The organism is Sulfitobacter sp. OXR-159, from assembly GCF_034377145.1.
Lineage (GTDB): Bacteria > Pseudomonadota > Alphaproteobacteria > Rhodobacterales > Rhodobacteraceae > Sulfitobacter.
Genome location: NZ_CP139707.1, coordinates 1331583 through 1352784, shown reverse-complemented (window position 1 = coordinate 1352784; position 21202 = coordinate 1331583). Strand labels below are relative to the sequence as shown.

39 protein-coding genes and 1 tRNA gene are annotated in these 21202 nt (G+C 58.7%); 9 read left to right on the top strand and 31 right to left on the bottom strand.

From position 1 onward, the window contains the following. Position 1: 1 nt before the first annotated feature. From T8A63_RS06775 to T8A63_RS06630, 30 genes are all read right to left on the bottom strand, one after another. A complete protein-coding gene (locus T8A63_RS06775; RefSeq protein WP_322345360.1) occupies positions 2-556 on the bottom strand; it encodes a hypothetical protein in 555 nt (184 codons plus the stop codon). 78 nt (positions 557-634) lie between these two features. Next, a complete protein-coding gene (locus T8A63_RS06770; protein WP_322345359.1) occupies positions 635-1078 on the bottom strand; it encodes a hypothetical protein in 444 nt (147 codons plus the stop codon). 63 nt (positions 1079-1141) lie between these two features. Next, complete coding sequence (locus T8A63_RS06765; RefSeq protein WP_322345358.1) at positions 1142-2236, bottom strand: N4-gp56 family major capsid protein; 1095 nt, start codon at positions 2234-2236, stop codon at positions 1142-1144. Positions 2237-2329: 93 nt separating this feature from the next. Further along, on the bottom strand, positions 2330-2518 hold the full coding sequence (locus T8A63_RS06760) for a hypothetical protein (protein WP_209218164.1): 189 nt from the start codon (positions 2516-2518) through the stop codon (positions 2330-2332). 13 nt (positions 2519-2531) lie between these two features. Beyond that, complete coding sequence (locus T8A63_RS06755) at positions 2532-3554, bottom strand: hypothetical protein (RefSeq protein ID WP_322345357.1); 1023 nt, start codon at positions 3552-3554, stop codon at positions 2532-2534. Positions 3555-3579: 25 nt separating this feature from the next. Next, positions 3580-3792: a hypothetical protein gene (locus T8A63_RS06750; protein WP_322345356.1), complete on the bottom strand. Its 213-nt coding sequence runs from the start codon at positions 3790-3792 to the stop codon at positions 3580-3582. Between the two features lies 1 nt (position 3793). Next, on the bottom strand, positions 3794-6274 hold the full coding sequence (locus T8A63_RS06745) for a hypothetical protein (protein WP_322345355.1): 2481 nt from the start codon (positions 6272-6274) through the stop codon (positions 3794-3796). Between the two features lie 26 nt (positions 6275-6300). Continuing rightward, a complete protein-coding gene (locus tag T8A63_RS06740) occupies positions 6301-6759 on the bottom strand; it encodes a hypothetical protein (RefSeq protein WP_209218160.1) in 459 nt (152 codons plus the stop codon). Beyond that, positions 6756-8168 carry a terminase large subunit domain-containing protein gene (locus T8A63_RS06735; RefSeq protein ID WP_322345354.1) on the bottom strand — a complete coding sequence of 471 codons (1413 nt, stop codon included), beginning with the start codon at positions 8166-8168 and terminating at the stop codon, positions 6756-6758. The genes T8A63_RS06740 and T8A63_RS06735 overlap by 4 nt, the downstream gene beginning before the upstream one ends. Beyond that, the gene (locus tag T8A63_RS06730) at positions 8165-8524 is read right to left on the bottom strand and encodes a hypothetical protein (protein ID WP_322345353.1); all 360 of its coding nucleotides are present in this window, start codon (positions 8522-8524) and stop codon (positions 8165-8167) included. The genes T8A63_RS06735 and T8A63_RS06730 overlap by 4 nt, the downstream gene beginning before the upstream one ends. Then, positions 8511-9170 (bottom strand): GIY-YIG nuclease family protein, encoded by a 660-nt coding sequence (locus T8A63_RS06725; protein ID WP_322345352.1) that lies wholly within the window; start codon positions 9168-9170, stop codon positions 8511-8513. The genes T8A63_RS06730 and T8A63_RS06725 overlap by 14 nt, the downstream gene beginning before the upstream one ends. 95 nt (positions 9171-9265) lie before the next feature. Next, positions 9266-9658: a hypothetical protein gene (locus T8A63_RS06720; RefSeq protein ID WP_322345351.1), complete on the bottom strand. Its 393-nt coding sequence runs from the start codon at positions 9656-9658 to the stop codon at positions 9266-9268. Positions 9659-9865: 207 nt separating this feature from the next. Continuing rightward, positions 9866-9940, bottom strand: a tRNA-Met gene (locus tag T8A63_RS06715). Between the two features lie 46 nt (positions 9941-9986). After that, positions 9987-10208, bottom strand: a complete 222-nt coding sequence (locus T8A63_RS06710) for a hypothetical protein (RefSeq protein WP_322345350.1) — start codon at positions 10206-10208, stop codon at positions 9987-9989. Beyond that, positions 10205-10540 carry a hypothetical protein gene (locus tag T8A63_RS06705; protein WP_322345349.1) on the bottom strand — a complete coding sequence of 112 codons (336 nt, stop codon included), beginning with the start codon at positions 10538-10540 and terminating at the stop codon, positions 10205-10207. The genes T8A63_RS06710 and T8A63_RS06705 overlap by 4 nt, the downstream gene beginning before the upstream one ends. A 6-nt stretch (positions 10541-10546) precedes the next feature. Then, on the bottom strand, positions 10547-10861 hold the full coding sequence (locus T8A63_RS06700) for a hypothetical protein (RefSeq protein WP_322345348.1): 315 nt from the start codon (positions 10859-10861) through the stop codon (positions 10547-10549). Beyond that, positions 10861-11208 (bottom strand): hypothetical protein, encoded by a 348-nt coding sequence (locus T8A63_RS06695; RefSeq protein WP_322345347.1) that lies wholly within the window; start codon positions 11206-11208, stop codon positions 10861-10863. The genes T8A63_RS06700 and T8A63_RS06695 overlap by 1 nt, the downstream gene beginning before the upstream one ends. Beyond that, positions 11205-11513 carry a helix-turn-helix domain-containing protein gene (locus T8A63_RS06690; RefSeq protein ID WP_322345346.1) on the bottom strand — a complete coding sequence of 103 codons (309 nt, stop codon included), beginning with the start codon at positions 11511-11513 and terminating at the stop codon, positions 11205-11207. The genes T8A63_RS06695 and T8A63_RS06690 overlap by 4 nt, the downstream gene beginning before the upstream one ends. Beyond that, positions 11510-12376: a DUF1376 domain-containing protein gene (locus T8A63_RS06685; protein WP_322345345.1), complete on the bottom strand. Its 867-nt coding sequence runs from the start codon at positions 12374-12376 to the stop codon at positions 11510-11512. The genes T8A63_RS06690 and T8A63_RS06685 overlap by 4 nt, the downstream gene beginning before the upstream one ends. Continuing rightward, on the bottom strand, positions 12373-12735 hold the full coding sequence (locus T8A63_RS06680; protein WP_322345344.1) for a hypothetical protein: 363 nt from the start codon (positions 12733-12735) through the stop codon (positions 12373-12375). Before T8A63_RS06680 ends, T8A63_RS06685 begins: the two co-directional genes overlap by 4 nt. Then, positions 12732-14417, bottom strand: coding sequence for a DEAD/DEAH box helicase (locus T8A63_RS06675; protein WP_322345343.1), 1686 nt, complete (start codon positions 14415-14417; stop codon positions 12732-12734). The genes T8A63_RS06680 and T8A63_RS06675 overlap by 4 nt, the downstream gene beginning before the upstream one ends. After that, positions 14414-14779, bottom strand: coding sequence for a hypothetical protein (locus tag T8A63_RS06670; protein WP_322345342.1), 366 nt, complete (start codon positions 14777-14779; stop codon positions 14414-14416). The genes T8A63_RS06675 and T8A63_RS06670 overlap by 4 nt, the downstream gene beginning before the upstream one ends. Further along, positions 14776-15483: a hypothetical protein gene (locus T8A63_RS06665; protein WP_322345341.1), complete on the bottom strand. Its 708-nt coding sequence runs from the start codon at positions 15481-15483 to the stop codon at positions 14776-14778. Before T8A63_RS06665 ends, T8A63_RS06670 begins: the two co-directional genes overlap by 4 nt. Beyond that, positions 15480-15875 (bottom strand): DUF1064 domain-containing protein, encoded by a 396-nt coding sequence (locus tag T8A63_RS06660; RefSeq protein ID WP_322345340.1) that lies wholly within the window; start codon positions 15873-15875, stop codon positions 15480-15482. Before T8A63_RS06660 ends, T8A63_RS06665 begins: the two co-directional genes overlap by 4 nt. Beyond that, positions 15872-16195 (bottom strand): hypothetical protein, encoded by a 324-nt coding sequence (locus T8A63_RS06655; protein WP_209218141.1) that lies wholly within the window; start codon positions 16193-16195, stop codon positions 15872-15874. The genes T8A63_RS06660 and T8A63_RS06655 overlap by 4 nt, the downstream gene beginning before the upstream one ends. Positions 16196-16197: 2 nt before the next feature. Beyond that, on the bottom strand, positions 16198-16410 hold the full coding sequence (locus T8A63_RS06650) for a hypothetical protein (RefSeq protein WP_322345339.1): 213 nt from the start codon (positions 16408-16410) through the stop codon (positions 16198-16200). Positions 16411-16413: 3 nt separating this feature from the next. Beyond that, positions 16414-16614 carry a hypothetical protein gene (locus T8A63_RS06645; RefSeq protein WP_209218139.1) on the bottom strand — a complete coding sequence of 67 codons (201 nt, stop codon included), beginning with the start codon at positions 16612-16614 and terminating at the stop codon, positions 16414-16416. Next, positions 16611-16823 (bottom strand): hypothetical protein, encoded by a 213-nt coding sequence (locus T8A63_RS06640; RefSeq protein WP_209218138.1) that lies wholly within the window; start codon positions 16821-16823, stop codon positions 16611-16613. The genes T8A63_RS06645 and T8A63_RS06640 overlap by 4 nt, the downstream gene beginning before the upstream one ends. After that, entirely contained in the window at positions 16820-17059 is a 240-nt protein-coding gene (locus tag T8A63_RS06635; RefSeq protein ID WP_322345338.1) for a helix-turn-helix domain-containing protein, read from the bottom strand. The genes T8A63_RS06640 and T8A63_RS06635 overlap by 4 nt, the downstream gene beginning before the upstream one ends. After that, entirely contained in the window at positions 17056-17328 is a 273-nt protein-coding gene (locus tag T8A63_RS06630) for a transposase family protein (protein WP_416153244.1), read from the bottom strand. The genes T8A63_RS06635 and T8A63_RS06630 overlap by 4 nt, the downstream gene beginning before the upstream one ends. Positions 17329-17345: 17 nt before the next feature. Between T8A63_RS06630 and T8A63_RS06625 the strand changes: the two genes are divergently transcribed. After that, entirely contained in the window at positions 17346-17669 is a 324-nt protein-coding gene (locus T8A63_RS06625; RefSeq protein ID WP_322345336.1) for a Rap1a/Tai family immunity protein, read from the top strand. An 11-nt stretch (positions 17670-17680) separates the two neighbouring features. On the opposite strand, the gene T8A63_RS06620 is transcribed toward T8A63_RS06625, so the two are convergent. After that, positions 17681-17887, bottom strand: a complete 207-nt coding sequence (locus tag T8A63_RS06620; RefSeq protein WP_322345335.1) for a hypothetical protein — start codon at positions 17885-17887, stop codon at positions 17681-17683. 117 nt (positions 17888-18004) lie between these two features. Here T8A63_RS06620 and T8A63_RS06615 point away from each other — a divergent pair, with 117 nt between their 5' ends. From T8A63_RS06615 to T8A63_RS06580, 8 genes are all read left to right on the top strand, one after another. Beyond that, positions 18005-18334, top strand: coding sequence for a helix-turn-helix transcriptional regulator (locus tag T8A63_RS06615; RefSeq protein ID WP_322345334.1), 330 nt, complete (start codon positions 18005-18007; stop codon positions 18332-18334). 196 nt (positions 18335-18530) lie between these two features. After that, complete coding sequence (locus T8A63_RS06610) at positions 18531-18716, top strand: hypothetical protein (RefSeq protein ID WP_322345333.1); 186 nt, start codon at positions 18531-18533, stop codon at positions 18714-18716. Continuing rightward, positions 18713-19042: a hypothetical protein gene (locus T8A63_RS06605; protein ID WP_209218131.1), complete on the top strand. Its 330-nt coding sequence runs from the start codon at positions 18713-18715 to the stop codon at positions 19040-19042. The genes T8A63_RS06610 and T8A63_RS06605 overlap by 4 nt, the downstream gene beginning before the upstream one ends. Further along, a complete protein-coding gene (locus tag T8A63_RS06600) occupies positions 19039-19272 on the top strand; it encodes a hypothetical protein (RefSeq protein WP_322345332.1) in 234 nt (77 codons plus the stop codon). Before T8A63_RS06605 ends, T8A63_RS06600 begins: the two co-directional genes overlap by 4 nt. After that, the gene (locus tag T8A63_RS06595) at positions 19272-19502 is read left to right on the top strand and encodes a hypothetical protein (RefSeq protein WP_322345331.1); all 231 of its coding nucleotides are present in this window, start codon (positions 19272-19274) and stop codon (positions 19500-19502) included. The genes T8A63_RS06600 and T8A63_RS06595 overlap by 1 nt, the downstream gene beginning before the upstream one ends. Then, positions 19499-20053, top strand: a complete 555-nt coding sequence (locus tag T8A63_RS06590; RefSeq protein ID WP_322345330.1) for an HNH endonuclease signature motif containing protein — start codon at positions 19499-19501, stop codon at positions 20051-20053. Before T8A63_RS06595 ends, T8A63_RS06590 begins: the two co-directional genes overlap by 4 nt. After that, positions 20050-20445 carry a hypothetical protein gene (locus T8A63_RS06585; RefSeq protein ID WP_322345329.1) on the top strand — a complete coding sequence of 132 codons (396 nt, stop codon included), beginning with the start codon at positions 20050-20052 and terminating at the stop codon, positions 20443-20445. The genes T8A63_RS06590 and T8A63_RS06585 overlap by 4 nt, the downstream gene beginning before the upstream one ends. Then, positions 20438-21202, top strand: coding sequence for a hypothetical protein (locus tag T8A63_RS06580; RefSeq protein ID WP_322345328.1), 765 nt, complete (start codon positions 20438-20440; stop codon positions 21200-21202). Before T8A63_RS06585 ends, T8A63_RS06580 begins: the two co-directional genes overlap by 8 nt.

The following is a 21202-nucleotide window of genomic DNA, read 5'->3' as shown; positions in this document are numbered from 1 at the left end:
TTTATGCGGCCCCGGCCTTGTCTTCGCGCGCGGCCTTGATCTGGGCGCGCATGGTGTCGTCTTTGGCTTGTGGGTGAGGCTTGCGGCCTACTTCGGTCTCGAATGCGGCGCGCAGCTGGTCGGTGTCCATGTCGTCAAGCGCGGTATCGCCTGCGGTCTTGGCGGGCTGCTGCGGCGCTGTGTCCTTCTCGGGCGCTTTCGGCTCGCTGTTGCCTGCTTCCGGCTCGGTCTGCTGTCCCTGTTCCTGCTGCGGTGCCTTGGCCTGCCCGTCACCCTTTTCGATCTTGAGGCCATCAACACTTGCGCTCTTGATCTCCGCGCCACCAGTGGCCCCCATGGGCGTAGCCGGTGCGGAGGCCGCGGTATCGCCACGCAGCAGCTTGTAGCCCTCGGGGATCTGCAAGAACCGCTCAATGTGGTCGGGGTTCACCACCGGCGCGACCTGACGGCCTTTGTCGTCGTCAATGAAGTGGTACTTGGCCCCGTCCAGCGTCACATGCGTACCGCCCTTGCGGTAGAGGATCGAATGGATGATTGCGGCTGTTTCGGTAGACATGGCAGGTGCCTTTCTGAGAGGGGTTACGATCAGCCCGCACTTATGGTGAGGCGCGGGCTAACCGGACAATGAGCGGCCTTACGAGGTCGCTTCGATCAGGACGTGCAGCTTCTTGGTTGCGCCTGCCGTGATCTCGGTCGCGGTCTTCACGCCGATGGAAACGGGTGTTTCACCGTTCTCAGCAAGCGCGGAGAGGGCGATCAGGCCGGTAGAGCCGCCGGTGTTGGCTGCTACGCCATCGATCAGCGCGTCGTCACTGGTGCGCGCGGCATCCAGCGAGCCGGGGTTGCCGGACATCAGGCCGATGTCGAGGGCGTTGGTGCCGATGTTCTCACCGATGAACTGGAAGCCGGTGATGCGGCCATAGGGGAACAGCGGGAACAGTTCGAGGATGTCGCCGGTGTCGAGGCCTTCGGTGAAGGTGTGAGTGAACATATACTTGATCACTTCACCTTTGCGGTGAGGGTGCGGCACCGGTGTGCGGGCGTTCCCTACGAAGTATTGCGATTGCTTGATAGCCATTGGACTGTCTCCGTTCTGGCGTTGAAAGGGTGAGAGGCGCCGCTAGGGCGCCCCATCAATGGCTCAGTTCGGGTTCTTACAGGCGGTGTCGAGCGCGCAGACACCGAAGTCGAGGTCGTTGAACCGCGTCTTCTTGATGCCCGCGATCAAGCCGCAGTAGATTTCGATCTGGTTGTCGGCGTCGGTCATTTTCTCGACCCACGACATCCGGGCACCGTTGCCACCGGAGCCGTATGCAACCACACCGGCCTGACGGCCCAGCAGGAGCGCGCGGCCCGCGTCAACATCACCACCAGCACCGTAGTCATTGAAGCGGCGAACCGATTCATGCTCATGCAGGACCATGTTGTTGATCATGCCCAAACCACCTTTGCAGATGGGCGAGTTGCGGCCTTCCGAGGTGGCGAGGGCTTGGCTGATCTTCGACCAAGAGAGATCACCGGTCTCCACGCGCATGTCGTAGGCTTGGAAGGGCGACATCAGCACCACGAACCGCTTGCCGCCTTCCACGTTGACCGGGCTCATGCGAACCACATTCGGGTTCACCGCGTTCATCATGGTTGGCTTCACGGCCACACGCTCAAGGAACGCGACGTTCATCTTGTCGTTGGCGGTGATGGTCGCCTTCGACGTGGCTGAACCGGCGTAGAGGATGTGATCCGCGTCAGGGGCTTTGATCGGGTTGCCGGCGAATGCCTTATCGAAAACGCCGTCTTGGTTGATCGCTTGGAAGCCAGCATCACCAGAGAGATAGACGAAATATCCTTCATCCATCCACTGAGCGACGTACTCAGAGGTACGGTCGCGGGCGATGCGGCGCAGGTTGTGCAGGGTGCGCTTGCGCGACATGCGACCGGCAGCCGATGCACCCTTACGGGCTTGGTCGATCTTCACCTCGTCGGTGTAGAAGGTCAGGCTTTCGGCGGAACCTTCGACGCGGTTATCACCCAGTGTCATGCCACCGCGCAGGCGCATGGACAGGTCGAACTGGATGGTGTCACCGGCTTCATCTTCGAGCTCAACCTTGCGCTCGATGATGTTGTTTTCACCTTTGCCGATGAATTTGGTCCAGTAGGACTGCTTTTCGGTATCTGTTGCGAGCGAAGTAGCCCAGCGACGGACTGCTTTCGGGTCGTTAACCCCAACCACAGTTTGCATTAGAACGTCTCCTTAGAGTCAAACTTGAGAATGACCCAGGCACGTCCTGCGCTTGGTATATGAACGGTGTTTACCACGCTTTAGGCGATCTTATCAACCTTCTTGGGCGGGGGTCTGAACGATGCTGCCCGCGCGCCTCACGATGGTCTTGTGACGGGGGGCATCGACCACGATGCTCAATACCCCCTCGCCCGACCGGACCATGCGGATGATCGTATCATCGCCTACGGCAATCTCATGCGGGATGTGATTGTCTTTGGCGGTCAGTTTGGTCTTCCACATGGTACTAGCCCCCTCAGACTTCTTCCAAGAAGCGTTCTTGCTGCTCGGGCGTCATGCTTGCGAATGCAGTCTCAGCCGCAATCGGGTCTTTCATGATCTGCCGATCGATGGCGGCGAAGCGGCTGTCTTCCACCTCGGCGCTGGTGTCGCTGTTGAAGTCGGCCAGCGTCTGCGGTGCCTTGGGCTTCTCGCCCTTCTTCACTTCCAGCTTTTCCTCGGGGCCCTTGTCCTCGGCCTTCGCCTCGCCTTTGGCCGCCGGTGGGGCGATCTCAAGCGGCGTACCGTTGCGGGCCTCGTATTCGGCAGCGTAGAGGCGGTGCGCCATCTTGATCTGGGCATCGCGGCTCATGTCGGCATAGGCCTGATTGCCTGTGACGGCGCGCAACTGGCGGTCCCAGCCTGCAAGGTGGTCGTCGCTCCAAAGCTCGGGCGCGGCTTCCTTGTAGGCTTCAAGACGGTTGAACCAGTGCTGTTGCTGCTGTTGAGCGGCGTTCTGCACCACGTTCTCGGCCTGTGCGATGGCCGCCTGAGCTTGCGCCTGTTCGGCCACGATAGCCTTCTGCTGCTCGCGGTATTCCTCTGAGGTCAGTTCCCCATCGTCATACTTCGACAGAAGTGCCTCAAGCGCCTGATCGGCCTCGGCCAGCTTCGCCTCTGCCTCGGTGGTGTCGGGGACTTGCGGCATCTGAGGGTCTTCAACCTCGGTAGGCTCGGCGGCCTTCTCCGCTGTTGCGGCATCATCAGCGGCCTTCTGGGCGTCCGCTGCGGCCTGTTGGGCTGCTGCGTCATCATCCCCGGTGGCTTGGTCCGCGATGTCGCCTTCCTCGGCGGGTGGTGCGCCCACGTCACCCTTGGCCGGGTCGTCGGCGGCGGCCTTGCCCGCCTCGGCGTCAGGGTCTTCGATGGTCACGATGGGATCGTCACCCTGAGACAAAAGCTCAATCTCGGCATCCTCGAAGCCCGCTTCCTTCAGGCTTTCCACGGTAAATTCTTCCGGGATGTGATCATGGTCGGTTTCGTTCACGCGAAAGGTCATGGCGTGTCTCCTTTGGTTGTGTGGTTCAGGCGTCGGTGCGCTGGTTGTCGTCGTCGTAGAAGACGGCTTTCACAGCGAACATGCTGGCCGTTTCGACGTGCGTGAGTGCGATACTCCGGCGGCGGCTTGCGGGTAGCTGATTGACCACCTCCGCAAGCTCATTCGCCTTCTGTTTGATTTGATCCACCAATTCATTGTTGGAGGGATTGAAGTCTTTCGCGGTCACATCGGTAGTCATGTCATGCGTCCTCTTGGTTTGCGGCGCCTGCCTGATCTTTCAGGCGTTTGGCGCGGTCGGTGATGTTGTTCATGTCGTCGGTTTGCTTGCGGGCCGCTTCTTCCGTCTCGGCCTTGTGGTTGGCGTTGATCTGGGCGATGGCGATCTTGGCTTGGGCTTCGATCTCAGCGATCTTGATGTCGCCTTCCTCTGCGATCCGGGCCTTCTCGATCTCCACGGCGCGGTACGCTGCATCGGCGCGGGCATCAGCTTCCGCGATCTTCTGCTCGTACTTGGCGGTTTGCTCCATGGCCTGCTCACGCAGCTTCATCAGCTCGCGCTCAAACGCCTGCTGCTGCTCCATGAACCGGCGCTCGATCTCTGCGCCCTGAGCGGCGTTCTCGCCCCCCTGCCCGGCGCCTTGAAGCTCTGCGAGGATCTTCTGAGCCTCTGCGCTCGCCTTCTCGGCCTCTGCCTTGGTCTTAGCGGCGTCGGCTTCCTTCTCGGAAAGCTCGGCCATGGCTGCGCGCTGCTGAAGCTCGTTCTGAGCCTGTTTGGCGGCCATACGCTCGGCTTCTTCCGGTGTCGGGTTATCGGGATCGGCGTCGGGATCCTCTTGGCCTGTCACCTCACGGATGCGCTTCACCAGTTCATCACGCTTCGGCACGTCGAGGGCTTCCACAATGAGGTCCATGATGCCCACAACCATCTGCGGCGCGGTCGAGGATAGGCGGCCAGCTAGTTCAAGTAGCTGCTCGGCCTGTGCCTGACGGGCTGTCGCGCGCCAGTCTTCCTCAGACACCACAAAGTCGGCTTTGAACTCTGCGATGCTGTTCTCGGGGTCGCCGTTGTTGATCGCCACAAAGTCCGGGTTGCCGCGGCTGTCCGTGATACGGAACTCGTCTTCCTCGGTGTAGTATTGCTCCACCATGATGAGGGACTTCTCGCCATGGATGGCCCGAGAGAGGCGCAGGTTGTCGAAGAATAGCGACGTGGTTAGCTGGCCTTGGTCCTGACGTGCCAGAATGGCCTTGCCGCTGGTGGCGTTGGTCTTGCGGCCAAGGTTCTCGTCGGTCACGCCGCTGACCTGCTGGATCATCTGGGCATCGCGCGACATCATGTCGACGTGGGCGGCAGCAATGTCCCGGTCTGCTTCGATCTTGGGCGCCTGCTTGCCCTGCTTGTACTGGATCACCGCGTCAGGGCGCGCGGCCTCGTTGCGCAGTTCTTCCAGATCATCCACCGCACCTTCTTCGACCGTCACACGGGTGGTCGAGAGGTGGTGCAGCGACTTGGCGGCGCGGCGGTTAAGGTCACGTTGAATGTCGCGCAGGCCCCGGATCATGCCGTAGGGCATCCCATCACGGGCGCGGCGATAGCCCCAGAGAGGGGTGAAGGGGAAGCGGTTGTGGCGGTATGGGCTGCGGCGCACGTCCAGCAGGCCGCTATCGGTCAACAGGGCGCAGTGAACCACCTGACGCGGGCGAGTGGAGAGGAAGGCGCGCCCCTCGTTGTACTCTGCGACATGGCCGGGGCTGTATGGGTCGAATAGCTCGCCGTGGAACTGGCCGCCCTTCATCACGGCTGCATCGGGCACCATTCGCTTGAACCAGCACTCAATGACGCGCACACGGTCGCGGTTGGCCACGGCGTTCTGACGGTTGCCGCCCGCATAGCTGTGGAAGTGCTCGATCTCCTGAAAATCCATGGCGTCGTCGCCGAGATCGTCAGACATGAACATGCCGCTGCCGGATTCATTGGCTGCGCGTTCGATCATCCCGGCCCGGTGGCGCCAGAGACCCATAGCGATGTCCACGTCCAGCCATTTGACGCGCATCTGATACCGGGCGTCCTCAAGGTCATAACGAACGGCGGTGCTGTCATAGAGCATGGAGCGCCAGTTCTCGGAGCGCATGATAACCTTGGCGTGGTCGTCGTCGCTGCCCTGACAGGCTTCCAGCCAGCCTACACCGGCCTTCACTGCGGATTGGAAGGCATCGGCGGTTGCGCTTTCAAAGTGAGAGGCGTCTGAGACGTGCTTGAGCAATTGCGTCTTGCGCTCTGCGGCCTGCACACCGCGCTCGTTACGCGCGAGGATGCGGTAATCCATGGTCGAGCGGCGTTGCGATCCGAGAACCCAGTTCACAGAGGTATGGATCATGTTGAAGACCAGCGGCGCTTGCCCGCGCTCGGCTAGGATCTCAAGTTCATCCTCGGTGAATTGGATGTGGTCGTAGAAGTCCTCGTCCATTGCCATCTGAACGCGGTTCTCTGCCTGCCGGTCGAGCTCACGGATGTAGTGGCCCATGAGGTTCGTGTGCAGGTTCCAGCCTTGCGGGCTGTCCAGCCATGCGGTCTTGCGCTTGAGATTGCGGTTCGGGTCCGGGGTATCATCCGGCAGGAACGTGTCACCCGGGGCCTTCTTGCGTCCGCCGTGATAGACCAAGCTGCCCGATACATCGTCACCGGATGGCCGGTTGCGCTTTTCATCAGGGTTAAACATTGGCGCGGCCCCCTGCTCGTTCAACATTACACATCGTTCGTGATCTCCGTCTCTTTAAGGGTCGACCCTGACAGACGGTCTTTGATGATAAGGTCGCCTATGGCCTCGGTTCCAAAGTTCGGCTTAGGCGGCATGTTGTAGAGGTCGCGCAGGCTATCGTTGATGGCGCTGAGGATGGGGATGAAGCCGTTGGGCAATAGGCCTTCTTCGATCCAGCCCACGATGGCGCGCTTGGCGTGTTGGCGGTCGCCAATAGTCTTGTCGTCGGACACGGCATAGCGCCAAGCCTCACGCATGGGGATTACCACCGGCACGGTGCGGCCTGCTGCGATGGGGCGGGATGCGTCCAGGAGGACAAGGCACGGCTCTGTGCGGCCCTTCTGGTCGTCGTGCGTCAGCCATGTGCCAATGCAAGTGATACCTTGGTGCGTCCGCTCAAAGTGGCGCTGTGCGAGATTGAGGGCGGGGCGAATAAGAGAGGTCATGCGGTCAATCCTGTTGCGCGGCGGCGCTGTTTCGATGTGGGTTTGTGGGCGTGACCGCGCACGATTTCCTCAAACACCTGCCCCCACTGTCGGAAGGCATCGGCATAGTTCGAGAACCGGTCGTGCATGGGCTGGTCGGTGAAGGCATCGAGGCGCGGGTTGTACGTTTTGCGGTAGTTATCCAGCGCGGCAACGCCATCGACGCACTCAACGTCGTCAATGTAGACGTTGCTGCCCATGGCAAGGCGCGTCTGATTGATGCCGGTTAGGACTTGCGGGGTGCGCGGCACGACTTGGAAAGAAAGGGCTGGCAGCAGCTCGCGCAAAATTTGGACCGCGCTCTTACCGGTCTGAAGGCTCTTGTTCTCAGCATCGTGCGGCAGATAGTGAACCCCGGACAGGTTGACACCGGCTGAGAGAAGGTACTGAGCGTAGTGTTCCAGTTTCTCGCCGCTGTTTTCGTAGCATTTGATGAAACGATGTTCGCCAGCGACGATCTGATGAAACCAGATCGCTGTGGTGTCATTCCAGCCCAAATCCCAGAAGGTATTGACCGGCGCTGATGAAACGTAGGGTACATGCCGAATGCGGCCCTCTGAGCGAAGGCGCTGCATCTCGTTGGTGTAATAAGCACCATGCACCTTGCCCTGACGCCAGAAGCCCTGAAGCAGCGCGTCACGTTCCTCTGGCGCAAGCTGAAGCAGTGCCTCACGGTAGCCTGTTGAGCTCAGATAGGTGTTCTCCGACAGGCGAGCCGGGATGAACCGCCGATACATGCTTGTGATCGTGCCAAGTTCTTCATCCACGATGTCAACGGGAACAAAGGTTTCTTCGCCGGTCTCCTGAATACCCCAACGCTCCATGACCCACTTCTGGCCTGGGCCATCCGGGTTCGTGGTCGCGCGGATGTAGCGAGGCAGCGTCTTGTCTGTCGATCGGCAGCGGGAGAACAGGTATAGATAGCAGACATCGGTGGTCCAAAGGGTCAGTTCGTCAAAGCCGATGTAGTTCCAAGCCCGGCCACGATACTTCAGGCGGTCGTTATCGTTGGCGAGATAGCCAAACTCTACCTTGGCCCCGCTTGAGAACGTCCAAACCTTGTCTGTCTGGTTGTACGTCGCGTCAGGGTCGATGTCGCGGTATAGCTCAAGGGAACGGCCAATGAGATCCCGCAACTCCACAAAGCTGCGACGGAATAGAACCGCTCTGTGGTTGCCGTTCTCCAAGCCGCCATGCTGGAGGCACAGGGCGTCTATCAGAAGGGCATCACTTTTACCGCCGCCAGCAGCGCCACCATAGAGAACCTCGAAGTCGTCAGACGCCAGAAACTCGGCCTGCTTCGGCGTAGGTTTCCAGACCACTTCCGTGTCCGGGTCGTCCAGCACCGTAGGGTCAACGTGCAGGCTCATTCGCCTTCACCCTTCGGTATCTTCTTCACCTCGACTACGGATTCATCCTTCGGGGGCACCATGACCACCTTGGCGCTTACCTTCATATCGTGGGAGATCGGCTTGCCGTCTTTACCTGTGACCTCGTGGGACTGCGAAGGCTTGCCATAGCCTCGGTCGAGGATGGCAGACGCAGCACTGACCCGTGCGGCCTCGCTCTTACCTCTGGTGGCAACCTGAACCAAAGCCTTGAGGGCTGCAGGCGCATGGTCCTTCGCAAGCTCTGATATTGTCTTGATCTGTTCCTTGGTCGCTGCGGAACGGCTGCCCTTTGGGCGGCCCGCTCCCTTGCGCGCGCCCCCTCTAGCAGCAGGCATTTTGATTTCCTTTGAAATTTTTCAATGCATTTGAATATTCGAACTCAAGCACCTGCGGGAACCTTGTCAGTTCCTCGATTTCTCCGCGCAACGTGTCGTAGAAGTCTCGCGGACTGCCGAACACCGTGCTTACAAGCTCTAGCGTCTCAGGCGATGCGTTGTTGAACCACACGTCGTATGACTTCAGGTGCGATAGGAGCTTGGCTGCGCGCGCCATACTTGATTGCCGCGATGTGACAACCCCTCCGGCTATGTTGGTCAAACCATGCTTGCGAAGCCGCTCAATTAGGTACCGCTCAACGCCAAAAGCCTCGTCCTCCGACAAGTTGCTCTTGTAGATGGCCTCGATCACCTTTCCGCCTGCGCGTTGGATTTCGATTATCCGGCAGTCTTTGACACCATTTTTTGATTTTGGGGCGCGGGCAGACTTGACGTGCTGATACACTCGTCCACCTGAACCCTTCCCTACGTAGAAGATAGCTTGATCGCGCGGATCAATCAGCAAGTAGACATAGAAGCCTTCAGGCTTAATACCTGACGACAAGACGTGGCTGATGTCGCCGTACCCTTCCGAACCTTCGTTCAGATACTGCTCAATGAACTCTCGTTCTTCGTCGTGGTTTGCGTGTGGGGTCTTCGGTGCCAAGAAACCGCATCCTGCTACATTGTGGCGCGGTGTAATGATACCCCACAGGATGTAGCGGGAAAAAGGCGCTTAACCCCCCTGAAATGGCGGGCTTGTTAAAGATGCGCTTCTAGGAAGTCGGCGGCGGCTCGCAGGCGTTTCACCACTTCTGATTTGGACCATTTTTCGCCGTCGAACATGACAAGCTGGCCCTTGTTCGTGCCGTCTACAGATACCACAGTGATCGGCATAACCTTTGGAGCTGAGCGCAAAGCTCCGACAAGTGATGTGTGGGCGGATTCAATGAAGGGCATAACGCCTTCCTGTTCCTGCTTTGGCTGGTGCTTGTGGAGGGGGCTACAGACGCAGGGCATACCGGCGCCGCAATCACACTCATGTGGCCATGCCTTGCCCGGGTGGTTCTCGCATACCCGCTCACGGCCATTGCAGACGGTGCAGGTGGCTTGGCGGGCAAATTCTTCGGCGGGTCGGTATCCAGTGGTGTTCATGGTGTTCCCCTTGTCCCTTGTGAAAAGTAGCCCGCGATCCTCTCGGTGCGGGCCAAGTTCAACAGGGAGGTAGTATCGAGCGGCGTTTTCTGTCCGACTCCCACGGACCAATCCAGCCACGGCCCCGCTGCAATCTACGATTAAGCCAATCGTCCCAACGGGCAGAACATATATGCGTCTTTCACCGGCTTCCCGGCGATCTGAATTTGGTTGCAAGGGGCGGACTTGAACCGCCGACCTTCTGGTTATGAGCCAGACGAGATACCGCTTCTCCACCCTGCCCGAGAATATTACCGCTGGCCGATTCGCGTGTCACCACGCTTAACCCCTATTCCGTCCGAACATTTGCCATCAGATGAATGTGCATACATTCCTCCGGGGTCAGCCCCTCGCCCGTGGCGGTTAGTATTTCGATCTTGTTCAGTAGGTCGGTAAGGTAGTCTATCTTCTCGGCAGCTTCGCGCAAAACTTCGGGGTAATCCCATATGGCTGAATGGGTATCGCTCTCAGCGTCCCGCGCCACATCACGCAATTTCTTGGGTGTCGTCATGTCTTCACCTCGTCCTTCGGCAATCCTGTTGCCATGGCTGCATCCCATCCATCGTTGTGGCCGAGGACATAGGCGCGATCCGACCTGTACCGCTCGATCTCCAACGCCTGTGCGTTGAGCTTGTTGCTTACTTGGTCGAGGATGTGGGCGTGTAGGCCCATGGCTGCGAGCCCCTCGCGCATCTTCCACAGTTCTTGGCACATGGCGCGCACTGCGGCGTCCTTCGGCACGTCCAGTTTCGCGGTGTCCGTCCCCTTTCGTCCAGGACGGCCAAGGGGGCCGCCATCGAAGCCCCCGGCGTTGTAAACGTCTTCGACCTGCTTGCTTGGCATGGTGGATTACCCCTTGTTCATCTTCAGAAGGTGCTTGGTGATGTCGCGCATGTCTTCGAGGTGCCTTCCCTGCGCGGTGTCGTCCTGTGCGCGAGAGGGGCGCAAGCCATACTCGTAGGCGGCATCCATGACGGCTTGCATGAACTCCACGGCTTCCGGGCCGTCAATGATCGGTTCCTTCGGCTCGTATTCCCCGTAAGCAGTATCGGTGAAGGTCATACCCGTGACAGTGCTGACACCGTGATCGTTGCCGATTTTGGCGAGGCTAAGCGCAGCCCCTCCGGTGAAGTAGCTCTGTTGAGCGTGTGCGCGCCAAACCATTAGACGTTCTCCTTCCGTGTGTCGTGGATGCCGTCCCAGATCGGACGGCCGCAGACGACGCAATCGGTGCCCAGTGTCTCGATCAGATTGGCCTTGAAGCGGTGTGGACCACATAGATCCCGCGAACGGGCGTAGTCCTTGTGCCGCTCTGCTACTTCACTGGCGCGGCGGTATTCCTCGATCTTCGCATCCACCACGCGGCGCTCATCCTCATGCGTCACCGGGTTAGCAAACCGCCCACAGGTGTCGCACTTCCAGTTGATGCGCCCGAGCCGGTCCCGGCAGACATAGCCGCCCGCGTGAAAGCGTTCGCACCACGCCCGCTTGATGCGGTCCCAGATGGTCATAGTCCCTTCCTCCGTTTAACTGCTTCAATTCCGTGCTGGACGGTCGTGTGGTCGCGCTTGAACAGCCGGGCGATCCGCGAAAGCGTGAAGCCCTGATCGCGAAGATCGGCCATGCACTCTTGACGCCGGTGGGCGACATCATGGGTCCGGGTCTTGCCGAAGAAGTCAGGCAGGCGGATGCCATGCCGGCGCGCGAAGTCCGCGGCGTATTCCTCCGGGTTACGGGCCTGGGCAAGCTCCGGGTGGCACTGAGCGGCCCAGAAATATGCCTGCTGCATTTCCTTTGCTGTGATGGGCTCGATCATGCAGCGATACCTCGCTCTTTCAGCTTTTCGGCTGTGACCAAGCCCTTGTCGACAAGGGCGCGCGCTATGTTGGGATTGACCGAACTGGGCGCGACAAACTTCGAGTTGTTGATCTTCTCGGCCCAGAAATTCAGGATCTCGGAATCCGATGCGCGTTCGGCCTTTGGCTTGGGAATGAACTCGCGCCACTTGCCTCGATCCGGGTCCAAAAAGTTATCCGACTGCTGCACCTTGGCTTCGGCGGACCAACCCTTGACGGTTTCTGCGTAGGCTGCGGCTGACGCGATGATCTGCTCTGGCTCCGCCCCTTCGGCCACAAGCTCCGAGAACAGGTTCTCCCCCGCATCAGTCCGAACAGGCTTGGGATGGGCTTTCAAAAATCTCTGATAATTTTCCGCCTCTTGAGTAGAAGTAGATTTATCTACTTCTATCTTCTCTTCTCTTCTCTTCTCTGCTTGGTTTTCGCTTGAAGCGGGCGCTTCATTTAAGTGACTGTTTTCCTTGGAGGCAGCCCTATTTTCCGCTGATTTTTTGCCGCCTTTTCTCCCGTTTTCTCGCGCGGTTTCACTCACGTTTTCCTTGGTTTTTGCTTCGGTTTTCGCCCGTTTTTGGTAGATTTGATCGCCATCGATGTAGAGTTTCTTGCGTTCCACAAGCGTTGCGATGGTCTTGCGAACGGATGCCGCACCCATGTCTTTGATCCAACCAGAGATCCAGCCGGGGTCATTATTCACCGATCCACCGTGCTGATAGATCAGGTCAAGCGTCACCGAATAGACGGCATGTTCCTTGGCCGTCATGCCTTGGACGCCGCCCAGATAGGCAATCGGCTCTCTCTTATACCAATCGCTCCCGTGTCTCATATGTGGTCCTCAAGCGTGATAACTTTGCCTCTGCGCAGGTCAGGGTGGCATCCGGCAACTTTGGTTGTGTCCAGCACCGTCACAGGGCAGTTCAGGGCGTGGTCGTAGACAATGAAGAAGGTGTAGGCACAGGGCCCGCCCCCTACCCGCCACAGGCGGCGCCCCTTCTTGTTCAGGCGGGCGATGAATGAGACGTAGAGGGTGTCGCCGCGCTCTATGGCGTCGATGATCCCGTCCCATATCACCTTGGCGTCTAAGCTGGGCTCTACGCGCTCTCCCAAGCGGCGTGAGAAGTGGCTAAAGCACTTCCGGCTCGGGTGTACCTGATGGGGCTTACGGCGGCGCTGGCGGCGGGTCATAGCAGCCGCTCCTTGACGGCTTCGGATCGATCGAGAACCGCCTTCGCCAATTGCTTGACCCGTGTTTCATCAACCGGAGTAGCCTCCGTATCTGCACCGTAAGGGTCAAGAATGCCGTGAGATTGGGATGCTTTCAGGCCAAGCACAGACATTATGACCGGATCAGACCCGCCGTCTGTCCAAAGGTAGTGGGATGTTACTGGATGCTTCTGACCGAAACGGCGCAAGCGTCCAGTTACCTGCGCATGGACTTGGGGAGACCAATCCATTTCACCGAAAATCATATGTCGGCAAACGCGCTGCAAACCATCGAGACCTGCACCTGACCGCAACGACATAAACATCAGCTTGGTGTCGCCTGCCATGAACGCCTTTACGGCACGTTGTTTCGCGGCTTGGGTTTCGCTACCGGTAAACATCACCGGATTCAGGTCAGCCAACGCCTCATTCCAGATGCGGTAAACCTCACGGTGCCAGCCAGCTATAACGACGGGCTCACCCGCTTCTACCAGTGTTCTCGCGTAGGCAGCCACAGCCCGGGCCTTGGCGATACCGGTGTCTTGGCGCAGAAGAAGATCGAGTTCGCGGGCAGCTTGGCCACGTTCGTGCCATCCACCTCCCAAAACCCGCATAGCCAACTTGCGCTGCAGCTCTTGGTTTGTCTCCGCGTCGCCCTCATTCCAATCAACTTCGAAGATTACTTTGGACGCCGGTGGTAGCGTTGCGGATACTTCTTCATCCTCATTGGTACGGCGCAGGGTCACGCCTTCACCTTGCAGGTATGCGCCAAGGGCAGATGGGTCTTTAACTACCCAATGCGCGCCATGGGACACGCACCAGTTGATGATGAACTCGCTCCAAGTGCCGAGAACTCCCGGAGCGATAAACTCGATCACGTTGAAGATTTCTGAGCCGTAATTGTAGATCGGCGTAGCCGTGAGACCTATCACAGCATCGGCAGCGTCTGCGAAAGCCTTAGCGCCGCGCCCCTTATCGGTACTGGTGCCATGTCTCAGTTCTTGGATCTCGTCCAAGATCACGGTCTTACAGCCTAGTGTCTCGGCGTAGTTGCCCCACGCTGCGATATTTGAATACCGGAATAGGTAGATGTCGGCAGGCTCAAGGTCGCGCACATTGCGATCCTTCACCATCACTGCCCGCAGGTTTGTGAAGCGATTGATGTAGTCAACTACCCACTGACGCTGCAAATGCGGCTGTACCACTACAGCAGCGGGCAACCCCCAACCATCAGATACCGCCGCCAGTGCCGAAACGGTCTTGCCGAGACCAACATCATCAAGCAGCAGCAAACCGCCATTTGCGCGGGCCATTTCAGCGGCCCGAAGCTGGTATTTGAAAGGTTTCTCGCCAGTTCTAAAGCCAGGATCAATCAGCGGCTGATAGTCTGGGCGCTTCAATGTCTCTAAACGCTGCCTTTGCGCGTTATAGGCTTCCACACCTTCCGCCAGACGCTTCGCCGCGCGGTCAGTAACTTCCAGCGGGTATCGCTGCATGAACCAATCAAGATCGGCTGCGCGGTCAAGGCGGTCCCGCAGAATAAACGGTGGCGTTTGACCTTCGGGTATTCCCTTGAACATCCCTTTGAACCGCATAGACACATGCGGCTTTAGGTCGATCAAAGCCCAGCTATTCCCGTCATAATCAAGTTTTCCAAGGTTCATAGCCAGCCCCTGCTCAATGATGCGATGTGCAGCCGCTTGCCGCTAAGATCGGTGATGGATTTTGGGAACGCGATTGCGGTGGCCAGAATGACTTCTGACACTCCATCAATCTTGGCGTACCGTTGTATCTGTCGAAGGATGTCCCGGCGCCGATGGCCAGTTTTCACTTCGATAGCGATAGTTCCGGCCATAAGGTCAACGCGATCTTTGGCCGATAGCCGGACCTCGCACGAAACATCTAGGCCGCTATCACGAAGTATGCGCGCGATAGCCTGATGGCTTGCGGCCTCGGTCGTGACATTGATCTTCGCGCCTTCAATCAAGCGTACAATGCGACGGGCGAGAAAAGCGTCTTGGCTCATAGCAGCCGCTCCTGCGTTGGTTCGCCGCCCTCACGGAACAAACGACGCAGGACGGTTTCCCCCTGCCAATCACGGTCCCAGACAAGCCAGCCATTGCGTTGGGGGGGTGATCCTCCCCCGCGGAAATCAATCTTCCAGCAGCAGACATACGCGCGGCTTACCGGGAACCGGGCGTGAAGCTCGTCCATCCCGTTGATGCGGGCTGCAATCCAGTCCCAGTTGAGCAGCATGGCGGCGTATCGGACGCCCAGCTTCTCGATGTGTTCCAGCCAGCGGCCATGCCCGTCGCGCGCCGATACCTCGTTATACGGCGGGTTGGTGATGATGATGTCCGCAGGTGGGCGGCCCATGTTCTCATAGGTGCCGTCCCAGCTATAGAACGGGCGTATGATGGTCCCGGGGTGGCCCCGGTCAACGATGTCGCTGCCAACCACGTCGAACCCATGCGCGGCAATCTCACGGGCCATGTGGCCGCCGCCCACGGCGTTCTCCCAGATCGGGCCGCCAATCTCGCGCAGGCGGTCCCCTTCGGCTGCTAGGAAAGCTGCCGTGGCATCCCGTGGGGTCGGATCATAGTCCAACGGATCGCGTATTGCGTCCGGCTTCCGCTGTTCAGGCAGCCCGCCGATAAGCATCTGTGCGGGGTGGATCTTGCGCTTCGCTTTGGTTGCGCGGAAAAGGGACTTTGTGGAAGGGGCGTTCATGTCTCAACCACCTCCACGCCCTGCGCGGCAAGGATCGCTTTTTTCATGATGAAGGTGTCGGTCGGGTGGCCTTTGCTGTCTTCGATCACCTCGGCATTGATACGCTTGTCGAAGTAGACGAAATCGGCCTTGTAGATCATGACCCGGCCCGTGGGCGTCAGAATGGGGCCATCCCTGCCTTGCAGTTCAAACGGGACTTGTAGGCGCAGGTCTTCGATGATCCCGGCGCGCTCAAGGTGGCGCAGTTCGCCAAAGCGTTTTGCCTCCCGCTGCGAATGGAACTTGATCCCCTGCACCACGACGGCCTTAGTCCCGCGAACCCGTCCCTTATCCGCCCCCTGCGAGGCGGCTTGCTCCTTGCGGTAATCTGCTGCGGTGATGCGCTCGGTCATGACGACAAGCCCCGCTCACGACGCATACGACGAACGCAGCGAACCATGATCTGACGGCGGTCTGCTTTAAGCTCTGACAACGCCGCTTGCTTTCGCTCGATCCGTGCCTGTAGGCGGGCAAGGCGGCGCAGTTCGAGATCGCTGGCGAAGGCCGTCCAAGGGGCACCGCACTGAAACGGTTTAACCACCTCGTTGACCTTGGGGCCGATTGCTTTGAACCAATCCATCGCGGTTGGTTTGCGAGGCGACTTGCTGGCGGTCTGTTCAACACCAACAGTTGAACACCGATTTTCCAGATCGTAGTCCATGGTATCCAGCATATTCACTCCCTGCGCGGCCAGTACGCCGCCTTGATGGTGGTTGGTTTCTCTCCGGTGCTGTGCGCCAGATCGGCGTCCATCACCTTGTTGGTTCGGGTGGTGATGCCGGAACCGGGAACCCCGAACCGTTCTTCCATCCCGCGAATGGTTGCTCCGGCGGCGCGGGCCCGGACCATTTCAAGAAGGCGCTGATCCTGAGCCCTGTTCGCCGCCATGCTTCACGCTCCGCTCATTGGGCGCTGCTTGATGAACATGGCGCGGCCCAACCCCTTCACGAAGGCAGTGCGCAGTTCAGCGGTGGCAATCGACTTGACGTGCTTGCACTGGCAGGGCTGTAGAGCCACGCGAAGTGCCTGCACCTCGTCTATCGGGATGGTGACGATGATGTTGTCACCGTCACGCCGAGCGGTTGTTTTCACAGCGCACCCCCGATCTTACGCAAGGCATTGGTGATGGCCGGAGGTGTGCAACCGATGATGCGGGCCGCCTCCTTGCGACTGATGCCGCTACCCAGAAGGGGGACGATCTTTTCCGCGACCCCTTTGGGGCGGGTAGCCTCGGCCTCTTGAGAACCCCAGAAACGGCGCGCGGCATCGTTCTCGCGCGCAGCGACTTGAGCAGGTGTCATAGCAATGCCCCTTGTTCTGGCGCCTTTTGGGGCGCGGATTTAATGAGAAACCAGCGTTTGAACCGCTTGCCGTTCTGCTTCACCCAGTCGTCACCGATGGTGTGACCGGCTTCCTTGAGATCGAGGATGCGGCGCGGAAGGTGCATCACGCCGAAGTTCTCGACGGCCTCCCAGAAGGTGATCGATCGACCCGCCTGCAAGTGTGCGAGGATCTTGGCGTTCTGCGTCTCAATCATATCTCGACCCCCAGTTCGCGGAGGGTTGGATGATGCCGCGCATTGGTGTGAAGGTGAGCATAGGCGTAGGGGTCTTGGTCCTGCCCCACATGATTGCACGACCATCCCCGGCGCTTCATGATCGCCCTGACCGCGCCAACCGATAGACCGACCTCGGCGGCGATGTCTTTCTGAGTGCAATCCCAGTTGACGGACGTGCCCGCCCGCCAGACCAAGAACTCATTAGCCCGGGCGCTCATGCGGCACCGCCTTGCGCAGAGCGCGGGAATCGAGTGTAGTCGATCCCATGAAAAAACTTGCTCTTATGCTGGCTCTTGCTGGCGGGCCTGCGGCGGCCCAGATGATAACCGCGAACGAACTCTACGACATCTGCGCCCAGACGACGGACGTTGAGGTTGCAGAGTGCTATGCCTATGCCACAGGCGCGCATGAAGCGTTCTCTGATGCTGGTCGTCTCGGCGGGTTGGACAAGTATTGCCCCCCGCCCGACGCCCCCAACGCAGAGATACCGCGGCTGTTCGGCCAATACCTGAGAGCGAACCAGAATACGGCTGATTGGGGCGCGTCCACGGTGATCTATCTCGCCCTGCTGGACGCCTACCCCTGCTGAAATAACGGGGGTCATTGCGCAACTCCCGCCATTTTGTCGCGGATCGCTTGGATCGTTGACCAGCGCAATTCACGGCCACCCTCAAGGTCGCGAAGCAGGTTGGGATCTTTGACGGCCCAAGCCCCGAATGCGGTCTTGGATACGCCATGCTCTTTGCGGTAGCGGTTAATTTCCGCAACCAGACTATCGATTTCAGGGTTTCTGGCTTGTACATTCATGCCGCTATATTAGGAAACTTCCTAACGACAAGCAACCATTTTTCCTAGGACACTTCCAATTAGACGGATAGCGCCTAAATAGGTTATGTCCTATTCATGGAAAGAGATCCGATAAACATGCTCGTTGCCAAGAACATCAAAGACTTGATGCAAGCCAGACATATGGACGCTGCAAAGCTGGCAAGAGCAGCCGAGATCAACCCGACAGGTATCTATGACATCCTGTCCGGCAAGAGCCAAAGCCCGAAGATCGTTACCCTTGCGAAAATTGCTAAAGGATTGAACGTTCCACTGGCTGCGCTGTTCGAGACAGCAACAGACTTAGAGCTTAAATCGGATATCATTGCTCTCTTTGAGAGGTTGCCGGCCCCTCAGAGGGAACTTCTTCTGAAAACTGCTCAGGCTTGGTCTGAAGCGCTCGAAGAACCTCAATCTTCAGCAAAATAAGCTGACCGCGCGTCATTGAGTTAACCTCGGTGGCGCTTTTTTGACGTAATATGTTCATGGTTCTCCCCCTAATGTTAACTTGGTTAGCATAAACTAAACGCGGCTGTATATTAGGAAGTTTCCGAAAAACTTCTTGACCATAGGAAGTTTCCTAATTACCTTCTTTCTGTAGCCAATCCCGGCACAGGAGGAAGAAATGATCTTGGCACACATAACTCCCGAAGGCTTGAAGCGCGGCCTTACGCCCGCTCGCCTTAACCGTCTGATCGAGGACATAGAGCGCGATGCGTTTGACGTTTTCGACCTGGACCCCATCGACTTCACCATCATCAAGGGCGGCAACTCTGGTGGTTGCCCACCGGCGCAGCAGGTGGCGTCATGACCCTGTTCACCGCCTTCCACCCATCTACCGGGTTCACCCCTGTAGGGGATTGCATCTGCGAAGAATGCGGCAAGAACGATCTCCTGCCCGAGCAGATGTCCGACAACCACCGTTTTGGTTATCCGATCTGCGCCGAATGCGCGGAAATGATCCTGAGCGGTTACGTCCACTGCAATGAATGCCGCGGCAAGCCTGCTGGTATCCGGCGCTATGACGCTGTTCGCGGCGAAAGCTACACCGACTGGTGCGTTCGCTGTGATGGCCGCCGTAAGGTGTTCGTCGGTGTCCTGCCCCATCTGCGCGAAGAAGCGAGGGCAGCCCAATGATCCCGCTCCGCAAAGAAGACATCATCACGCTGTCCCAGCCGTCCCGCGAGGTTCGCGCGCAGGATCGCAAACCGGTGCCCTACAAGCCCCTGCCCGTCCAGATGTTTATTGCTGGCCTCATGCTTTCCGTCGCTGCGCTGATTGGTGGTCACATCGTCAGCAAGGGCGTGGCGAACTTGGCGCACTTCAACGCAACGGAAATGCCGTTCACCATCCGGGGGGCATACTAATGGCCAAAGTAATCCCAATCACGCAGCGCGAGATCCACGTTTACACCTGCCTGACCCAACCGGATCGCAAGCCTATGGCCATCATCGACGGTTGCCCGTGGCTGTTCCACGCAGAGACACCCATGCGCGCCCGAAAGAAGGCCGACGATTGGCGCCGTGAAATGGTCCGTCAGGACAAGCTCATTCCGGCCAAGACAAAGGCTGAGTGGCTTGGAGAGGCGCAGGCATGATGCGTACAGTTTCCCCTCATATTCTTCGGGTTCTGCTTCGATATGAGGCTGAAACTGGAAAGTTGTACTGGCGTGAGCGCAAAGCGGACCTGTTCTCGGGGAAAAACCCGGAGAGAGCCAAAAACGTCTGGAATGCTCACCACGCGGGACAGGAAGCATTTCTTATCCGACACAAGCATGGGTACTTATGCGGTACCGTCTTCAAGAAACGCCTACTCGCCCACAGAGTGATTTGGGCGCTAGTTAACGGCGAATGGCCCGCAGACCAAATAGACCACATCAATGGGGTTCGGTCAGATAACCGTATTGTAAACCTACGTTCGGTTTCACGTTCCGAGAACATGAAAAACCAGAAGCGCCCATCGGACAATTCTAGTGGTCATACAGGGGTTTACTGGTTTGCTCAGACTAGCCGCTGGACCGCTCAAATAACCAAGAACAGGAAAACTATCTGTCTTGGGTATTTCAAAGACTTAGATCAGGCTGTGGCTGCGCGCAAGAAGGCCGAACAAGAGCTTGGCTTTCATGTGAACCACGGGAGGTCGGCATGAGAAAACCCTCCTCCTTCGCGGAACTGTATCGCTGGCACAACGCCGCAATGGCAGGTCTGAACCCGCCCATGCACGAGGGAGTGCCGGAAGCCGGTTACTACAAGCGCAAGCTAGTGCGCGGCGGCCCATGGGTGCCCGTGCGGATCTTCGTAGAGCGCGAGATTGACCCGGAGACGGGAGAGCTTGCCTCAGACGAGGTGCTTTGCATCGAGGTCAACGGAACCCGGCGCCGCGATCCTGCTGACCACTGGTCATATCTAAAGCCCATTTCCCGGCAGGAGTTCCAAGCCCTGACCGAAGAACACAAGACCAACGCGATCATGCAGGCCACCCATGCCCGCATTGATCTGAGTGAACACGCCATACTGCCAAGGAGAAAAGCATATGCTTGATGAAACCAACGACCGCGCGAAGATCGGCGGAAACAATCCGCCGCCCTTCGACGCTGAGGAAGTCGCGAAGCTGGACGCCGCGGGGGAGAAGTTCCTCGAAGCTGCCGCGCAATGGCTTGAGAATGGCGATCTGGAAACCGAGGAAGACGCCGCCCTTCTGAATGACTTCATGGATGGGGTCAAAAAACGCGCGAAGATCGCGGAGGAAGCCCGAAAGAAAGCCAAGAAGCCGCACGACGACGCGGGCAAAGCCGTCCAGGCCGCGTTCAAACCCGTCATTGAGAAGATGGAGAAGGCGAACACCAAGGTGCAGCCCCTTCTGACCGAATGGCTCAAGAAGGAGCAAGCCAAGAAGGACGCCGAGGCCGAGCGGCGGCGCGCAGAGGCACAGGCCGCGCAGGAAGAAGCCAACCGCAAGGCCGCCGCAGCAGCAGCCCGGAACGACATTTCCGGCGAAGTCGAAGCCGAAGCCGCTCAGAAGGAAGCGGAGAAGCAGGCAAAGGACGCCGAACGCTTTGCAAAGAAGTCCGCAAACGTAGGCAGCGCCACCGGAGGCGGCCGCACAGCGTCCTTGCGAACGGTCATTGAGGTGACTGTCACAAACCCGCGCCTGCTGTTCATGCGCTACCAGGAACGCCCCGAAGTGCTGGAATGTCTGCGCAACCTCGCAGCGCGCGAAGCCCGCCAAGCCTCCTTCAACATCGAAACAGACACAATCCCCGGTGCTGACATCACCGCAGACCAGAAAGCTGTATGA

Excerpts from the sequence above, each read along its gene's own strand:
- T8A63_RS06775 (WP_322345360.1), bottom strand. The coding sequence starts at position 556 with ATGTCTACCGAAACAGCCGCAATCATCCATTCGATCCTCTACCGCAAG.
- T8A63_RS06770 (WP_322345359.1), bottom strand. The coding sequence starts at position 1,078 with ATGGCTATCAAGCAATCGCAATACTTCGTAGGGAACGCCCGCACACCG.
- T8A63_RS06765 (WP_322345358.1), bottom strand. The coding sequence starts at position 2,236 with ATGCAAACTGTGGTTGGGGTTAACGACCCGAAAGCAGTCCGTCGCTGG.
- T8A63_RS06760 (WP_209218164.1), bottom strand. The coding sequence starts at position 2,518 with ATGTGGAAGACCAAACTGACCGCCAAAGACAATCACATCCCGCATGAG.
- T8A63_RS06755 (WP_322345357.1), bottom strand. The coding sequence starts at position 3,554 with ATGACCTTTCGCGTGAACGAAACCGACCATGATCACATCCCGGAAGAA.
- T8A63_RS06750 (WP_322345356.1), bottom strand. The coding sequence starts at position 3,792 with ATGACTACCGATGTGACCGCGAAAGACTTCAATCCCTCCAACAATGAA.
- T8A63_RS06745 (WP_322345355.1), bottom strand. The coding sequence starts at position 6,274 with ATGTTTAACCCTGATGAAAAGCGCAACCGGCCATCCGGTGACGATGTA.
- T8A63_RS06740 (WP_209218160.1), bottom strand. The coding sequence starts at position 6,759 with ATGACCTCTCTTATTCGCCCCGCCCTCAATCTCGCACAGCGCCACTTT.
- T8A63_RS06735 (WP_322345354.1), bottom strand. The coding sequence starts at position 8,168 with ATGAGCCTGCACGTTGACCCTACGGTGCTGGACGACCCGGACACGGAA.
- T8A63_RS06730 (WP_322345353.1), bottom strand. The coding sequence starts at position 8,524 with ATGCCTGCTGCTAGAGGGGGCGCGCGCAAGGGAGCGGGCCGCCCAAAG.
- T8A63_RS06720 (WP_322345351.1), bottom strand. The coding sequence starts at position 9,658 with ATGAACACCACTGGATACCGACCCGCCGAAGAATTTGCCCGCCAAGCC.
- T8A63_RS06710 (WP_322345350.1), bottom strand. The coding sequence starts at position 10,208 with ATGACGACACCCAAGAAATTGCGTGATGTGGCGCGGGACGCTGAGAGC.
- T8A63_RS06705 (WP_322345349.1), bottom strand. The coding sequence starts at position 10,540 with ATGCCAAGCAAGCAGGTCGAAGACGTTTACAACGCCGGGGGCTTCGAT.
- T8A63_RS06700 (WP_322345348.1), bottom strand. The coding sequence starts at position 10,861 with ATGGTTTGGCGCGCACACGCTCAACAGAGCTACTTCACCGGAGGGGCT.
- T8A63_RS06695 (WP_322345347.1), bottom strand. The coding sequence starts at position 11,208 with ATGACCATCTGGGACCGCATCAAGCGGGCGTGGTGCGAACGCTTTCAC.
- T8A63_RS06690 (WP_322345346.1), bottom strand. The coding sequence starts at position 11,513 with ATGATCGAGCCCATCACAGCAAAGGAAATGCAGCAGGCATATTTCTGG.
- T8A63_RS06685 (WP_322345345.1), bottom strand. The coding sequence starts at position 12,376 with ATGAGACACGGGAGCGATTGGTATAAGAGAGAGCCGATTGCCTATCTG.
- T8A63_RS06680 (WP_322345344.1), bottom strand. The coding sequence starts at position 12,735 with ATGACCCGCCGCCAGCGCCGCCGTAAGCCCCATCAGGTACACCCGAGC.
- T8A63_RS06675 (WP_322345343.1), bottom strand. The coding sequence starts at position 14,417 with ATGAACCTTGGAAAACTTGATTATGACGGGAATAGCTGGGCTTTGATC.
- T8A63_RS06670 (WP_322345342.1), bottom strand. The coding sequence starts at position 14,779 with ATGAGCCAAGACGCTTTTCTCGCCCGTCGCATTGTACGCTTGATTGAA.
- T8A63_RS06665 (WP_322345341.1), bottom strand. The coding sequence starts at position 15,483 with ATGAACGCCCCTTCCACAAAGTCCCTTTTCCGCGCAACCAAAGCGAAG.
- T8A63_RS06660 (WP_322345340.1), bottom strand. The coding sequence starts at position 15,875 with ATGACCGAGCGCATCACCGCAGCAGATTACCGCAAGGAGCAAGCCGCC.
- T8A63_RS06655 (WP_209218141.1), bottom strand. The coding sequence starts at position 16,195 with ATGCTGGATACCATGGACTACGATCTGGAAAATCGGTGTTCAACTGTT.
- T8A63_RS06650 (WP_322345339.1), bottom strand. The coding sequence starts at position 16,410 with ATGGCGGCGAACAGGGCTCAGGATCAGCGCCTTCTTGAAATGGTCCGG.
- T8A63_RS06640 (WP_209218138.1), bottom strand. The coding sequence starts at position 16,823 with ATGACACCTGCTCAAGTCGCTGCGCGCGAGAACGATGCCGCGCGCCGT.
- T8A63_RS06635 (WP_322345338.1), bottom strand. The coding sequence starts at position 17,059 with ATGATTGAGACGCAGAACGCCAAGATCCTCGCACACTTGCAGGCGGGT.
- T8A63_RS06625 (WP_322345336.1), top strand. The coding sequence starts at position 17,346 with ATGAAAAAACTTGCTCTTATGCTGGCTCTTGCTGGCGGGCCTGCGGCG.
- T8A63_RS06620 (WP_322345335.1), bottom strand. The coding sequence starts at position 17,887 with ATGAATGTACAAGCCAGAAACCCTGAAATCGATAGTCTGGTTGCGGAA.
- T8A63_RS06615 (WP_322345334.1), top strand. The coding sequence starts at position 18,005 with ATGCTCGTTGCCAAGAACATCAAAGACTTGATGCAAGCCAGACATATG.
- T8A63_RS06610 (WP_322345333.1), top strand. The coding sequence starts at position 18,531 with ATGATCTTGGCACACATAACTCCCGAAGGCTTGAAGCGCGGCCTTACG.
- T8A63_RS06605 (WP_209218131.1), top strand. The coding sequence starts at position 18,713 with ATGACCCTGTTCACCGCCTTCCACCCATCTACCGGGTTCACCCCTGTA.
- T8A63_RS06600 (WP_322345332.1), top strand. The coding sequence starts at position 19,039 with ATGATCCCGCTCCGCAAAGAAGACATCATCACGCTGTCCCAGCCGTCC.
- T8A63_RS06595 (WP_322345331.1), top strand. The coding sequence starts at position 19,272 with ATGGCCAAAGTAATCCCAATCACGCAGCGCGAGATCCACGTTTACACC.
- T8A63_RS06590 (WP_322345330.1), top strand. The coding sequence starts at position 19,499 with ATGATGCGTACAGTTTCCCCTCATATTCTTCGGGTTCTGCTTCGATAT.
- T8A63_RS06585 (WP_322345329.1), top strand. The coding sequence starts at position 20,050 with ATGAGAAAACCCTCCTCCTTCGCGGAACTGTATCGCTGGCACAACGCC.
- T8A63_RS06580 (WP_322345328.1), top strand. The coding sequence starts at position 20,438 with ATGCTTGATGAAACCAACGACCGCGCGAAGATCGGCGGAAACAATCCG.